Annotated in this window: 12 protein-coding genes; 8 read left to right on the top strand and 4 right to left on the bottom strand. The window is 56.6% G+C overall.

What is annotated here, in order from left to right; translation table 11 throughout:
* Positions 1–5 precede the first annotated feature (5 nt).
* From ACQ3G7_RS06870 to ACQ3G7_RS06855, 4 genes are read left to right on the top strand one after another with little or no spacing between them, the layout of a single operon-like run.
* A complete protein-coding gene (locus tag ACQ3G7_RS06870; protein WP_430889298.1) occupies positions 6–1,520 on the top strand; it encodes an ABC transporter substrate-binding protein in 1,515 nt (504 codons plus the stop codon).
* Positions 1,521–1,539: 19 nt separating this feature from the next.
* Positions 1,540–2,484, top strand: coding sequence for an ABC transporter permease (locus ACQ3G7_RS06865; protein ID WP_430889297.1), 945 nt, complete (start codon positions 1,540–1,542; stop codon positions 2,482–2,484).
* Positions 2,484–3,359 (top strand): ABC transporter permease, encoded by an 876-nt coding sequence (locus ACQ3G7_RS06860; protein WP_263097930.1) that lies wholly within the window; start codon positions 2,484–2,486, stop codon positions 3,357–3,359. The genes ACQ3G7_RS06865 and ACQ3G7_RS06860 overlap by 1 nt, the downstream gene beginning before the upstream one ends.
* Positions 3,360–3,368: 9 nt before the next feature.
* Positions 3,369–4,970, top strand: a complete 1,602-nt coding sequence (locus ACQ3G7_RS06855) for a gamma-glutamyltransferase family protein (RefSeq protein ID WP_430889296.1) — start codon at positions 3,369–3,371, stop codon at positions 4,968–4,970.
* 51 nt (positions 4,971–5,021) lie between these two features.
* On the opposite strand, the gene ACQ3G7_RS06850 is transcribed toward ACQ3G7_RS06855, so the two are convergent.
* The gene (locus ACQ3G7_RS06850) at positions 5,022–5,792 is read right to left on the bottom strand and encodes an amidohydrolase (RefSeq protein WP_430889295.1); all 771 of its coding nucleotides are present in this window, start codon (positions 5,790–5,792) and stop codon (positions 5,022–5,024) included.
* Between the two features lie 117 nt (positions 5,793–5,909).
* Positions 5,910–8,357: an acyl-CoA dehydrogenase FadE gene (gene fadE / locus ACQ3G7_RS06845; RefSeq protein ID WP_430889294.1), complete on the bottom strand. Its 2,448-nt coding sequence runs from the start codon at positions 8,355–8,357 to the stop codon at positions 5,910–5,912.
* 239 nt (positions 8,358–8,596) lie between these two features.
* Here fadE and lpcA point away from each other — a divergent pair, with 239 nt between their 5' ends.
* A complete protein-coding gene (lpcA, locus tag ACQ3G7_RS06840; RefSeq protein ID WP_430889293.1) occupies positions 8,597–9,178 on the top strand; it encodes a D-sedoheptulose 7-phosphate isomerase in 582 nt (193 codons plus the stop codon).
* Positions 9,179–9,330: 152 nt separating this feature from the next.
* Complete coding sequence (locus ACQ3G7_RS06835; RefSeq protein ID WP_263097925.1) at positions 9,331–10,098, top strand: class II glutamine amidotransferase; 768 nt, start codon at positions 9,331–9,333, stop codon at positions 10,096–10,098.
* Here the strand turns inward: ACQ3G7_RS06835 and dpaA are convergent.
* The gene (dpaA, locus tag ACQ3G7_RS06830) at positions 10,069–10,806 is read right to left on the bottom strand and encodes a peptidoglycan meso-diaminopimelic acid protein amidase (protein WP_430889292.1); all 738 of its coding nucleotides are present in this window, start codon (positions 10,804–10,806) and stop codon (positions 10,069–10,071) included. The two genes, ACQ3G7_RS06835 and dpaA, sit on opposite strands and share 30 nt — an antisense overlap.
* A gap of 585 nt (positions 10,807–11,391) precedes the next feature.
* Here dpaA and dinB point away from each other — a divergent pair.
* Positions 11,392–12,447, top strand: coding sequence for a DNA polymerase IV (dinB, locus tag ACQ3G7_RS06825; protein ID WP_430889291.1), 1,056 nt, complete (start codon positions 11,392–11,394; stop codon positions 12,445–12,447).
* 223 nt (positions 12,448–12,670) lie between these two features.
* Here the strand turns inward: dinB and pepD are convergent, their stop codons facing one another.
* Positions 12,671–14,128, bottom strand: coding sequence for a cytosol nonspecific dipeptidase (gene pepD, locus ACQ3G7_RS06820; RefSeq protein ID WP_430889290.1), 1,458 nt, complete (start codon positions 14,126–14,128; stop codon positions 12,671–12,673).
* A gap of 257 nt (positions 14,129–14,385) precedes the next feature.
* Between pepD and gpt the strand changes: the two genes are divergently transcribed.
* Positions 14,386–14,844 (top strand): xanthine phosphoribosyltransferase, encoded by a 459-nt coding sequence (gene gpt, locus ACQ3G7_RS06815; protein WP_010427903.1) that lies wholly within the window; start codon positions 14,386–14,388, stop codon positions 14,842–14,844.
* The last annotated feature ends 10 nt before the right edge of the window (positions 14,845–14,854 follow it).

Here is a 14,854-nt window from a genome sequence, read left to right as displayed (position 1 = left end):
TGTTAATGATTGTGCGAAATTCTCTTTTAACCGTTCTGGGAAGTGTCATGTTGCTGGGCGCGGCACTGCCTGCGCAGGCTGAAAATGTGCTGCGCATTGGGCTGGGAGCCGATCCGGATATGCTCGATCCTCATCTGGCGCGCACCTACTATGGCCGCTTTGTGTTTGCGTCGCTGTGCGACCGGCTGGTGGATGTTGATGAAAACTTGCAAGTGGTGCCGGGGCTGGCAAAAGACTGGTCATGGAGTGAAGACGGCAAGACCCTGACCATGAATTTGCGCGAAGGCGTGACCTTCCACGATGGCGAAAAGTTTGACGCTGCGGCGGCAAAATTCAGCCTGGATCGCGCGCTGACGCTGCCGGGTTCGCTGCGCAAAAGCGAAATCTCTTCTATTGAATCCGTTGAAGTGAGCGGGCCGCTGCAAATCACTCTGCATCTGAAAACGCCGGACTCCGCGCTGTTAATGCAGCTAACCGATCGCGCCGGGGCGATGCTGGCGCCGGAAGCGGCGAAAAAACCGAACTTCGCCGCGCACCCGGTGTGCTCCGGGCCGTACAAGTTTGACAGCCGCGTATCGCAGGATCGCATTGTCCTGTCGCGCTTTGAGAATTACTGGAACAAAAGCGCCTATCACTTCGACAAAGTTATCTACTTGCCGATCCCGGACGCCTCCGTGAGGCTGGCGAACCTGCGCGCCGGCGATCTGGATCTGACGGAAGGCATTGCCGCCAGTGATGTGAAAACCGTGCAGAACGACAGCAAGCTGCAACTGGCGAAAGTGACCGGGCTGGGTTACCAGGGCATCACCTTTAACATCAACAATGGCAAGGTTGCGGCTAACGATCCGTTTAAAGATGCCCGCGTGCGTGAAGCCTTCTCGCAGGCCATTGACCGCGAAGCGCTGAATCAGGTGGTGTTCGAAGGTCTGTATGCACCGGCAAACCAGGCGTTTTCCCCTGTCAGCCCGTACCACGTGAAGCTGGCAGTGCCGCCGCGTGATGTGGAAAAAGCCAAAGCGCTGCTGAAAGCGGCGGGGGTTACCACACCGTTGACGGTCTCAATGCTGGTGCCGAATAACCCTATCTCGCAGCAGGTCGGCCAGGTATTGCAGGCTATGACCGCCGAAGCCGGTTTTAACGTCAACCTGCAAATGACCGAGTTCGCCACGCTACTGGACAGGCAGCAAACCGGCGATTTCCAGCTCAGCTTCTCCGGCTGGTCGGGACGCCCGGATCCGGATGGCAGCATCTTTGGTTTTATTCACAGCAAAGGCACGCTTAACGATGGTCGCTACAGCAATGCGCAGGTTGACGAGTGGCTGACGCAGGCGCGTTTGCATAACGATCCGGCGATCCGTCAGGGCTTGTATGAAAACGTGGTGAAACAACTGCAAACCGACATGCCGATTGCCTATCTCTACTTTGAGCCGCGTCTGTTTGGCCTTAACAAAAGCGTGCAGGGCTTTAAACCCTATCCGGACGGCATTGTGCGTCTGGCGGGGCTGACGCTGGCGAAGTAACAGGGGTTGAGGAGTTACCATGCTGGAACTGATATGCAAACGCCTGCTGCTCGCCATTCCGACGCTGCTGCTGGTCAGTATGATGGTTTTCGGGCTGCAAAAACTGCTGCCCGGCGATCCGCTGACCGCCATGCTCGGCGAGGAGCGCAACCCGGTGGTGATCGCGCAGTTGCGTGCCGAGCTAAACCTGGATGCGCCGATCCCGGTGCAGTATTTCAACTGGCTGACCCGCGCGCTACAGGGCGATCTTGGCGTTTCGTTACGCACCCAGGAACCGGTGACGCACCTGATCGCCACCAAGTTGCCAGTGACGCTGGAAATGTCGCTGTTGGCGATGATCATCGCGCTGGTGTTCGGTATCAGCATGGGCATCCTGGCGGCCGTCAACCGTCATAGCTGGGTTGACCACGGAGCGAACTTTGTGGCGATTTCCGGGATTTCGGTGCCGCATTTCTGGTTGGGGATTTTGTTGATCCTGATTTTTTCCGTCAACTTGCAGTGGCTACCCGCGTCCGGTTTTGTGCCGTTTAGCGAAGATCCGCTACAGAACCTGCGCACGCTGCTGCTGCCTGCGCTGGTGCTGGGCACCGGGCTGGCGGCAACGCTGATGCGTCATACGCGCGCATCCATGATTGCCGTGCTGAAGGCGGATTATATCCGTACGGCGCGCGCCAAAGGGCTGTTGCCAAAAGCGGTGATCATGAAGCACGCGTTTCGTAATGCACTGGTGCCGGTTATCACCCTGACGACGCTGCTGTTTGGCGAATTGCTGGGCGGCGCGGTGCTGACGGAGCAGGTGTTCACCATTCCTGGCTTTGGCAAGATGATTGTCGATTCGGTGTTTAACCGCGACTACGCGGTGGTACAGGGCGTGGTGCTGGTGGTGGCTATCGGCTTCTTGCTGCTTAACCTGTTGGCCGATGTGTTGTATGTGCTGATTAACCCGAAAATGCGGAGCGAATAATGGCCGAACTGACCACCAACAGTGTCGCGGCTTCGTTGCCGCGCGCGGAAAACCGGGTATTGAAGGCCTTTCTCGCCAACAGGAGTGCCGTCATTGGCGCGGCGATCGTCGGCGTATTTGTATTGATCGCGCTGCTGGCACCGTGGATTGCGCCGTTTGATCCGGTAAAGGCGAATTTCCTGGCCGTGCGTAAACCGCCTTCTGAGCTGTACTGGTTTGGTACGGATGAGCTGGGGCGCGACATTTTATCGCGCATGATTTGGGGGGCGCGCACCTCGCTGCTGGCAGGTTGTGTCTCTGTGGTGATCGCCGTAGTGATTGGCGTGCCGCTGGGACTATTGGCGGGCTACTTTCAGGGCATTTGGGATGGGGTGATCTCGCGCGTGATTGAGGCGCTGCTGGCCTGTCCGTTTCTGATTATGGCCATTGCCCTCGGCGCGTTTCTTGGCCCCAGCCTGACGAACGCCATGATTGCGATAGGGTTGTCGGCGATGCCCATTTTTGCCCGCCTGACGCGGGGGCAGGTGATCGCCATTCGCAATGAAGAGTACATCGACGGAGCACGCGCGATTGGCCTGCCAGACCGCTGGATAATCGTGCGTTATGTGCTGCCAAATGTGATGTCACCGATCCTTGTGCAGGCCACGCTGGCGATTGCGTCGGCGATCATCACGGAAGCCAGCCTCTCTTTCCTTGGCCTTGGGCAACAGCCGCCGGATCCCTCCTGGGGAGCGATGCTCAATACCGCCAAAGGTTTTCTGGAACAAGCGCCGTGGATGTCCATTTTCCCCGGTGTGGCGATTTTTCTGACCGTGCAGGGATTTAATTTACTCGGCGATGGGCTGCGCGACGCGCTCGATCCGCGCCACGACTAAGGAGTTTCGATGACCAAAGCGATAGATTTTAACGTCGGTTATGCCTCACAGCGCGCGCCGATGATCGGGCGTAATGCGGTGGCGACCTCCCAGCCGCTGGCGGCGCAAGCGGGAATGCGTATGCTGATGCTCGGCGGTAATGCCGTGGATGCGGCGATCGCCACGGCAATGGCGCTGACGGTGGTGGAACCGACCGGCTGCGGTATTGGCAGTGATGCGTTCGCCATTGTCTGGGATGGGAATACGCTGCACGGTCTGAACGCCTCCGGGCGCTCCCCGGCAAGCTGGCATGCGGATATGTTCGCGGGTAAAAACGCGGTGCCGGAACTGGGCTGGGACGCGGTAACCGTGCCTGGCGCGGTATCCGGTTGGGTGGCGCTGGCGGAGCGTTTCGGCTCGCTGCCATTAACCACGCTGGCGCAGCCTGCGATTGAGTATGCCCGCAACGGTTTTCCGGTGTCACCGCTGATTGGCCATCTGTGGCAGCGCGGTTACCGCAAGCTGAAGGATCAGCCCGGTTTCAGCACCTGTTTTGCACCGCAAGGGCGTGCGCCTGCTATTGGCGAAATCTTCCGTAACCCGGCGCAGGCCCGTTCGCTGGAGCTGATCGCTCAGACCAACGGTGAGGCGTTCTATCGCGGGGAGCTGGCGCAGAAGATCGCCGCGTTTGCCAGAGAGCATGGCGCGCACCTGAGCGAAGCAGATCTGGCGAACCACAAAGCGGATTGGGTAACGCTGCTGTCGCGCGAGTTTGCCGGTGGTTCGGTGCATGAGTTGCCGCCCAACGGGCAGGGGATTGCAACACTGATTGCGTTGGGCATTCTTGAGCAGTGCGATATTGGCCGTTATCACCCGGACTCGGTACAGTCGCTGCACCTGTCGATTGAAGCGATGAAACTGGCGCTGGCGGATCTCGATCGCTATGTCGCCGATGAAGATCATCTGGAATTTGCGGCGGAACGGTTGCTCAGCGATGATTACCTGAAGTCGCGCGCGGCGTTGATCAATCCGGATAAGGCCTCGGATTTTGTCTACGGTGAACCGACGCAAAGCGGGACTGTTTACCTCTCCACCGCCGATGCCAGCGGCATGATGGTGTCGTTTATTCAGTCTAACTATATGGGGTTTGGCTCTGGCGTGGTGGTGCCGGATACCGGCATCAGTTTGCAAAACCGCGGCTGCGGCTTTGTGCTTGATCCCAAACATCCGAATGCGCTGGCGGGCGGTAAACGACCGCTTCATACCATCATTCCCGGCTTTGCGCTGGGCGCAGACGGCAAACCGTTGATGTCGTTTGGCGTTATGGGCGGGCCGATGCAGGCGCAGGGGCATATGCAAATGGCGCTGCGTATTATGCTGCACGGGCAGAACCCGCAGGCGGCCATTGATGCGCCGCGCTGGCGCGTGGTGCAGGGTCGGGACGTCTCCATTGAGGCGACCTTCGACCGCAATGTGATTGCGGCGCTGCGCGAGCGCGGGCACCAGATTACGGTGGAAGATCCGCTGGCGGGCTATAACTTTGGCGGTGCGCAGGTGGTTTATCGGATGGCGGAAGGCCACTACGTGGCGGCGACAGAAAGCCGGAAGGATGGTCAGGCACTGGTGAGCTGATGCCCTGATTTTCCCCTCCCTCTGAGGGGAGGGGAACTGGACGGTGCAGGGTTAACCCAGCGTAAACGGGTCTGCATCCTGCCAGGCGGGGAACTTCTCGCGATACTCCTGCAACGCGCTTAATGACAGCTCGGCGTCAATGCGTGTGGCCTGGTGCGGTTCGGCGGTGGCGATGATTTCGCCCTGCGGGCTGATAACCCGGCTGTCGCCGCGGTAGTGGTGACCATTGCCGTCGGTGCCGACGCGGTTGCAACCTGCCACCCAGGCAAGGTTTTCAATGGCGCGGGCCACCAGCAGAGATTGCCAGTGCAGCGAGCGCGGTGCTGGCCAGTTGGCGACATACAGCAGCAGGTCGTAATCATTGCGGTTGCGCGACCACACCGGGAAACGCAGGTCATAACAGACCAGCGGCAGAATGCGCCAGCCGCGCCACTCAAACACCACCCGCTCATTGCCCGCTTCGTAATGATGATGTTCATCGGCCATGCGGAACAGATGGCGTTTGTCGTAGATATGCACGTTACCGCCCGGCTCGACCAGTAAAAAGCGGTTTACCGGCCCGCGATCGGTTTGCAGCGCAGCGCTCCCGGCGACCAGCGCATTCGTCTGGCGGGCTTTCTCATGCATCCACGCCACCACTTCGTCCTGCGGTAGAGACTGTTTTGCGGCTTCCATCGCAAAGCCGGTGGTAAACATTTCTGGCAGTACAATCAGGTCACGCCCGGTGACGTCTTCAAGCTGGATGTCGAAATGGCGCAGGTTGGCTGGCCCATCCATCCAGACTAACGGTTGTTGTAACAGTGTAATTTTTAAACCAGGCACAGTGTCGACTCCCCGTAAGACAGCATTTTCACACTGTAGCATGAGGCGTGATAAAAAAACCCGCGAAATGCGGGTTCAGGCATGAGAGGAAAAAGGGGCGTTTCGCGCCCCTTTTGGTCAGGCGGCTTCTATCTTACGCACCTTTTCCGGCGTGGCGACCACCGGTTGAGTGGCCAGTGCGTCTGGCTCGAAATCATCGACGTTAATGCTGCGCAGACGGCTGGCCTCGGCTTTGATAAGCAGCGCGGCTTCCTCCTGATTGATAAGCCCTGCGCTCAGTGCCTGCTGAGCCAGCTCATCCAGACGTGTGAACGGCAGGTTTTTACCCAGCTCTTTGCACACACGCTGATGGATAGGATCCGCGGCCATAACATCCAGCAGCGCTTCTTCCAGCAGGCCCACCGGGTTGTGCTCGCTTGCTGTCAGATACTGACCGCGACCGATGCGTGAGCGGGTGGCGCTCGGGGTTTGCAGGATCTTCGCCACTTTGTGGTCCAGTTTGTCCGACGGCGCGCGGTAGTGGCGTCCGGTCGGGAAGATAACCAGGCTCAACGCACCGGCGACAAAGCGGTTCGGGAAGTTTTCCAGCAGGTCGCTGATGGCCTGTTCCGCCTGATACAGCGCGTCCTGCACGCCCCAGTGCACCAGCGGCAGATCCGCTTCCTGGCGGCCTTCGTCGTCATAGCGTTTCAGTACCGCCGAGGCAAGGAAGAGCTGGCTTAAAATATCCCCCAGACGTGCGGAGATGCGTTCGCGACGTTTCAGGCTGCCACCCAGCACGGCCATGGACACATCTGACAGCAGCGCGAGGTTGGCGCTCAGGCGGTTCAGATGCTGGTAATAGCGTTTTGTGACGTCGCGGGTCGGCGTGGCGCTGGTTAAGCCGCGCGTCAGGCCAAGCCAGAAACTGCGCATTTTGTTGCTGCCAACATGGCCAATATGTTTGAACAGCAGTCTGTCGAAGGCGTCCACATCGTTGTTCTGCGCGGCGGCCATCTCTTCCAGCACATACGGATGGCAACGAATCGCGCCCTGACCAAAGATCATCATGGTGCGGGTCAGAATGTTGGCCCCTTCCACGGTGATGGCGATCGGTGCGCCCTGGTAAGCACGGGCGAGGAAGTTGCTTTCGCCGAGCATAATGCCTTTACCGCCTGCGATATCCATCGCATCGATGATTGACTGCTGACCACGATGAGTGCAGTGATATTTAACAATCGCCGACAGCACCGCCGGTTTTTCACCGAGCATAATGCCGTAGGTGATCAGCGACGCCGCTGCATCCATTACATAGGCGTTGCCGCCAATGCGTGCTAACGGTTCTTCAATCCCTTCCATTTTACCGATGGAGACTTTGAACTGACGACGAATGTGAGCGTAAGCGCCAATCCCCAGGGCGACGGATTTCACACCGCCGGTAGAGTTGGACGGCAGGGTGATGCCGCGCCCGACAGACAGGCATTCCACCAGCATGCGCCAGCCCTGACCGGCCATTTTCGGCCCGCCAATGATGTAATCAATCGGTACAAAGATATCGTTGCCGCGGGTCGGGCCGTTCTGGAACGGGACGTTAAGCGGGAAATGACGACGACCAATTTCTACGCCTGGCGTTGAGGTGGGGATCAGCGCACAGGTGATACCCAGTTCTTGTTCGCCGCCCAGCAGTTTATCCGGGTCGGAGAGTTTAAACGCCAGACCGAGTACGGTGGCAATCGGTGCGAGCGTGATATAGCGTTTGTTCCAGGTCAGGCGCATGCCAAGGACTTGCTGACCCTGCCAGTCACCCATACACACCACCCCGGTATCCGGAATGGCGCCCGCATCGGAACCCGCTTCCGGGCTGGTCAGCGCGAAGCAGGGGATCTCCAGGCCGCGTGCCAGACGCGGCAGATAGTGATCTTTCTGCGCTTCGGTGCCGTAGTGTTGCAGCAATTCACCCGGGCCGAGGGAGTTCGGCACGCCTACGGTGATGGCAAGAATACCGGATACGCCTGCCAGTTTTTGCAGCACGCGGGCCTGAGCGTAAGCGGAGAATTCCAGACCGCCGTACTCTTTTTTGATGATCATCGCGAAGAAGCGGTGCTCTTTTAAGAATGCCCACAGCTCTGGCGGCAGATCGGCCATTTCGTGGGTGATCTGGAAGTCATTCGCCATGCGGCAGGCTTCTTCCACCGGGCCGTCGATAAACGCCTGTTCTTCGGCGGTCAGACGCGGCTGCGGATAGTTGTGCAGTTTTTTCCAGTCCGGGTTACCACGGAACAGGTCGCCTTCCCACCAGGTGGTCCCGGCGTCGATGGCTTCTTTTTCCGTGCGTGACATCGGCGGCATCACTTTACGAAAACCGCGGAATACGGGGGCGGAAATCAGCGCTTTCCGCATGGGCGGCAGGTTAAACGGCACCAGGATGATCGCCAGCGGCAGCAACACCCAAACAGACCACAGGCCGGATATCCCCAGCGCGGCGGTCCACGCCAGTAAAATCACGCTGCTCAGCAGCAGGTTAACCCGGTGGTAAAACAGCACCCCGAGCAGTACAACCGTAGCGATAAGGCTCAACGTCATCATAAAGAAAAGCTCCCTGTCTTGTAGGAGGTCTGACCACTTGTGATGATATGGTTGTAGTGGATGCGAAATCTTTTATCAATGTGTTTACAAAATAATTACAACCTGGTTCACATTGTTGAGGGCATTTCGCGCACGGAAAATGAAAACCCCCGGTAGCAGGTAAGGCTTTAGCTTCTCGCCCGGCATGCTATCCGGTAAACTGCCCGGTGTTATTTACATTTATGCTGAAGGATATCCTCATGTACCAGGATCTGATTCGTAACGAACTGAATGAAGCGGCGGAAACGCTGGCGAATTTTCTGAAAGATGATGCCAATATTCACGCTATTCAGCGCGCGGCGGTCTTGCTGGCGGACAGCTTTAAAGCCGGCGGCAAGGTGTTGTCCTGTGGTAACGGCGGCTCGCATTGCGACGCCATGCACTTTGCAGAAGAGCTGACCGGGCGCTATCGCGAAAACCGCCCTGGCTACCCGGCGATTGCGATTTCCGACGTCAGCCATCTCTCCTGCGTCAGCAATGACTTCGGTTACGATTATGTTTTCTCGCGCTATGTCGAAGCTGTAGGCCGTGAAGGCGACGTGCTGCTGGGGATTTCCACTTCCGGCAACTCCGGCAACGTGATCAAAGCGATTGCCGCAGCGCGTGAGAAAGGCATGAAAGTGATCACCCTGACCGGTAAAGACGGCGGCAAAATGGCCGGTACGGCGGACATCGAAATTCGCGTGCCGCATTTTGGTTATGCCGATCGTATTCAGGAGATTCACATTAAAGTGATTCATATCCTGATTCAGTTGATCGAAAAAGAGATGGTTAAAGCTTAATCAAGACGGCGACTTTATTTGCCATTTTGACCCCGGGCAGTGCCCGAAATCCTCACGTACTGCGTGTACGCTCCGGTTTCTGTGTGCTGTCCGTGCCCAAACTGACTGAACAATTACGCCTTCTCTGGTAAGGGCGCTGTGTGGGGGTGTGTATGTGCGAACTGCTCGGGATGAGCGCCAATGTGCCAACCGATATTTGCTTTAGTTTTACCGGGCTTGTTCAGCGCGGCGGCGGCACCGGGCCGCATAAAGACGGCTGGGGCATCACCTTCTATGAAGGCAAAGGCTGCCGCACGTTTAAAGATCCGCAACCCAGCTTTAATTCCCCCATCGCTAAACTGGTGCAGGACTACCCCATCAAATCCTGCTCGGTGATTGCCCATATTCGGCAGGCAAACCGTGGCGAAGTGGCGCTGGAAAATACCCATCCGTTTACCCGCGAACTGTGGGGCCGTAACTGGACCTATGCCCATAACGGGCAGCTTACCGGTTATAAGTCGCTGGAAACCGGTAATTTTCGTCCGGTAGGGGAGACCGACAGCGAAAAAGCCTTCTGCTGGTTACTGCATAAGTTGACGGAGCGTTACCCGCGTACGCCGGGCAACATGACGGCGGTCTTTAAGTACATTGCGGCGCTGGCGACGGAACTGCGGGAGAAGGGCGTTTTCAATATGCTGCTATCGGACGGGCGCTATGTGATGGCGTTCTGCTCCACCAATCTGTTCTGGATCACGCGTCGCGCGCCGTTTGGTGTGGCGAAACTGCTGGATCAGGATGTGGAGATCGATTTTCAGCGGGAAACCACACCCAATGATGTGGTTACCGTGATTGCCACACAACCGCTAACCGGCAATGAAACCTGGCACAAGATTATGCCAGGCGAGTGGGCGTTATTTTGCCTGGGGGAGCGTGTAGTTTGACGCCAGCTGCGGCTGCGTCGATGTGTTGAGCGGTTTGTTTACCACGTAGCGGCCATCCACAACCGAGACAACCGGCGGCTGGTGGGTGGCGGCGAAATAGTCGTAGCCGGGCTTCAACTGCTTCCAGAAATCCGCATAGGTTGAATATTTATGACGCTGCATATTGGCATCGGTCATGCGGAACGGGTAAATGCTCAACTGCACATTCGGTTGCCCGAACACCAGCGCGGCGGTGACAAACTGGAAGATCTCGTCTATGTTTGAGTCCGTCATGGCATAGCAGCCAATCGAAACGCAGGCACCGTGGATCATCAGGTATTTGCCTTCATAGCCGTGCGCCCGGTCATAATTGTTCGGAAAACCAATATTGATGGCTTTATAAAAACGGCTGTCCGGCTTGAGCTGGTTGCGCTGCACGGAGTAGAACCCTTCCGGGCTTTTAAAATCCCCCTGGCGCTGCTTGGGGCCTAACCCGCCGGAGTAGTTACAAATTTTATAGCTGTCCAGCAACTGGTACTGCTCGCCCATTTTGACGTAAAGATCAAGGGTGCGCTCTTCTTTGAAGATTTGGATATAAACCGGCGACCCCATCAACTGCTGCTTATATTCTTTGCTGACCGGCGTGATTGAACCATTGCTGCTCACCAGGCCAGCAAACGAGACGCACGGAATCAGAAGCATCGCAATAAATAATGCGATTTTGCGCATACTACTTGTTTCCTTGATAAAGCTAATACCACATTGCCAGGACGGCAAAAGACGCCCAAAATTCAGACTATTCTGTTTTGGAGCGCCCACATTAGCATTACGGCATTTTTTCGCAAGCCCCAATACACGTCATCCTTCACGCTACCTCTTTGTTGGCTGCGCCTTCGCACCCCGGTCACTGACTTGTGTAAGCTCCCGGGGATGCTCAGCCTTGCCGCCGCGACGTAGCGCGAATGATTTTGTGTATAACACGTCATTCTTCCGCTACCTCTTTGTTGGCTGCGCCTTCGCACCCCGGTCACTGACTTGTGTAAGCTCCCGGGGATGCTCAGCCTTGCCGCCGCGATGCAGCGAGAATGATTTTGTGTATAACACGTCATTCTTCCGCTACCTCTTTGCTGACCTGCTACAGCGATGCAGCGCAAATGATTTTGTGTTCGTTTGCCGTTTGCTTGCCGGTTATTCTGTTCGCATAAACGCTGAATTAACAGCGAGATCGTGAGTTATCTCCCCGTTTTTCGCGCTGGCTTCTCATTTCATTTGAATGTGCTGTATACTTATCCAGTGTTCTGTGAGGGCGTACGCATGCGCAAAATCATTCATGTCGATATGGACTGCTTTTTCGCGGCGGTAGAAATGCGCGACAACCCGGCCCTGCGCGATATTCCCATCGCCATTGGCGGCAGCCGCGTTAAACGTGGCGTTATCAGCACCGCCAATTATCCGGCGCGCAAATTTGGCGTACGCAGCGCCATGCCAACGGCGATGGCGTTAAAACTCTGCCCGCACCTCACTTTGTTACCGGGGCGTTTCGATGCCTATAAAGAAGCCTCCAACCAAATCCGTGAGATCTTTTCCCGTTACACTGCGCTTATCGAACCGCTTTCGCTGGACGAAGCCTATCTGGATGTAACCGACAGCCCGCACTGCCACGGCTCGGCAACGCTGATGGCGCAGGAGATCCGTCAGGCTATTTTTACCGAGACGCAACTGACCGCCTCAGCGGGCGTCGCGCCGGTAAAATTTCTTGCCAAGATCGCCTCCGATCTCAATAAACCCAACGGACAATATGTGATCACGCCAGCGGAGGTGCCCGCGTTTTTGCGTACGCTGTCACTCAGCAAAATCCCCGGTGTCGGAAAAGTGTCGGCGGCAAAGCTGGAAAGCATGGGCTTGCGCACCTGCGAGGATGTGCAAAACAGCAATCTGGCGATGCTGCTCAAACGCTTTGGAAAGTTTGGCCGCATATTATGGGAACGCAGCCAGGGGATTGATGAGCGGGAAATAAACAGTGAGCGCCTGCGTAAATCGGTCGGCGTGGAACGTACGCTGGCGGAGGATATTCATCATTGGGAAGAGTGCGAGGCGATTATTGAGCATTTATATCCCGAGCTGGAAAGACGGCTGGCGAAAGTTAAACCGGATCTGTTAATTGCCCGCCAGGGCGTAAAACTGAAATTTAATGATTTTCAGCTCACCACTCAGGAGCATGTCTGGCCGCGTTTAAATAAAGAGGATCTGCTGACAACCGCGCGTAAGACCTGGGATGAGCGCCGCGGCGGGCGTGGTGTCCGGCTGGTGGGGTTGCATGTCACTCTGCTCGATCCCCAACTCGAGCGACAACTGGTGTTGGGGCTATAGTGCATCAATAACCGGGGAGCAGGTCAAAACAGTGTGAAGGCGTGGAAGAACCCAGGGTTGTAGCTGAATTAGCGATGAAGTTTTATGTCAGTGCTTTTAATGAGATAGCAACAGAAATGTCTAAATCGCCCAAATGAAAAAAGGCATGCCGGGCAAAATGCCTTTCTGTGAGAGCTATAAGCGGTGAGGAAAATGTCCGCGCCGGGCGGCGCGGACAGCAGGCTTATTTCGCCGGAATGGCTTTCAGCAGTTCGGTCAGCAGGGTCCAGTAGTGGCCCACGCTTTCAATATGCACTTGCTCATCCGGAGAGTGCGGGCCGGTAATGGTTGGCCCAATCGACACCATATCCATATTCGGATACGGTTTTTTGAACAGACCACACTCCAGACCGGCGTGGATCACCTGAATGTTCGGGGTTTTGTTGAACAGACGTTGATAGGTTTCACGCACCAGCGCCATCACCGGTGAATGCGCATCCGGCTGCCAGCCAGGGTAACCGCCTTTCGGGTGGGTTGTTGCACCCGCCAGCGCGCCCAGCGATTCCAGCATGCTCACCACATAATCTTTACCGGTATCTACCAGCGAACGGATCAGGCAGACGATCTCAGCATTGTTATCCGCCAGCGTGACCACGCCCACGTTGAGGGAGGTTTCCACCACACCTTTGGCGACATCCGAGTTGCGGATCACGCCATTCGGCATGGCATTCAGCAGACGGATAAAGGTATCGCGCGACGCGGTGGTCAGCGCGGCTTTATCGCTGCTTGCGCTCGCCAGCAGAACGGTCAGGTTTTTCTCTTTCATTTCCAGTTCGTTCTGCAGGATCGCCAGATAGTCGTTGGCCAGTGTTTTCAGTTCCTCAGCTTTATCCGCCGGTACTGCCACGGTGGCGATGGCTTCACGCGGAATGGCGTTGCGCAGGGTGCCGCCTGTGAAATCCAGCAGACGCAGATCCAGCTCTTGCGCATGACCAGCAAGGAAGCGCACCAGCAGTTTGTTGGCGTTGCCCAGACCGACATGGATTTCCGCGCCGGAGTGACCGCCTTTCAAGCCTTTCAGCGTCAGGGTAAACGTCGCGAAACCTGCCGGAACGGCTTCACGGGTCAGCGGCAGGTCGGTGATAAAGTCGATGCCGCCCGCGCAACCCATGTAGATTTCACCCTCTTCTTCAGAGTCGGTGTTAATCAGGATATCGGCCTGCAGCCAGTTGGGCTGTAAACCGAACGCGCCATCCATGCCCGCTTCTTCGGTCATGGTCAGCAGCACTTCCAGCGGACCGTGCTCAACGCTGTTATCCGCCAGCACCGCCAGCGCGGAAGCCATACCGATGCCGTTATCCGCACCGAGCGTGGTGCCGCGGGCTTTCACCCATTCGCCATCGACATACGGGCGAATCGGATCGGTGGTGAAATCGTGCACCGTGTCGTTGTTTTTCTGCGGCACCATGTCCAGGTGCGCCTGCAATACTACCGGTTTACGGTTTTCCATTCCGGCCGTAGCGGGTTTACGGATCAGGATGTTGCCAACCTGGTCGCGCTCCGCGTGCAAGCCTTTTTCCTTTGCCCAACCCATGATGTGTTCGGCCAGCTGTTCTTCGTGGTAGGACGGGTGAGGAATGGCGCAAATGTTGGCAAAAATATCCCACAGCGGTTGTGGAGATAGTTGAGACAGTTCAGACACAATGAGTCTCCTTACAAAGGACCTGCTAAACATTGCCTTACAGGTCACAGGGTTAAATAAACGACGTCGCAAGAGACCTTGCGAGATGGCGTTGAGAATAACACTTATTGTCTGTTTGCGAGCACAGGAAGATGTAAAAAGCACCTGCATTGCCGGGTAACACTGGTTTTTACCGCTTCAGATCTCTATAATCTCGCGCAACCTATTTCCCCCTAGAATACTTTTTAAGCCGTAAAACACAGGCTGGGACACTTCACATGAGCGAAAAATACGTCGTCACCTGGGACATGTTGCAGATTCACGCACGCAAACTGGCCGCCCGACTGATGCCTTCTGAACAATGGAAAGGCATTATCGCCGTTAGCCGCGGCGGTCTGGTGCCGGGTGCATTGCTGGCGCGTGAACTGGGCATTCGTCATGTTGATACCGTATGCATCTCCAGCTATGACCACGATAATCAGCGTGAGCTGACAGTGCTGAAACGCGCGGAAGGCGACGGTGAAGGCTTTATCGTGATTGACGATCTGGTGGACACGGGCGGCACGGCGGTGGCTATCCGTGAAATGTATCCTAAAGCGCATTTTGTGACCATTTTCGCTAAACCGGCTGGTCGTCCGCTGGTTGATGATTATGTGATTGATATTCCTCAGGATACCTGGATTGAGCAACCGTGGGATATGGGCGTGGTCTTTGTACCGCCAATCAGCGGCCGCTAATTCCCTGCGC

The sequence above is a fragment of the Kosakonia sp. N21 genome (genome assembly GCF_050587465.1).
GTDB lineage: Bacteria > Pseudomonadota > Gammaproteobacteria > Enterobacterales > Enterobacteriaceae.
Note: the sequence above shows the minus strand (reverse complement) of the source record. Positions and strands in the feature narration are given on the sequence as shown.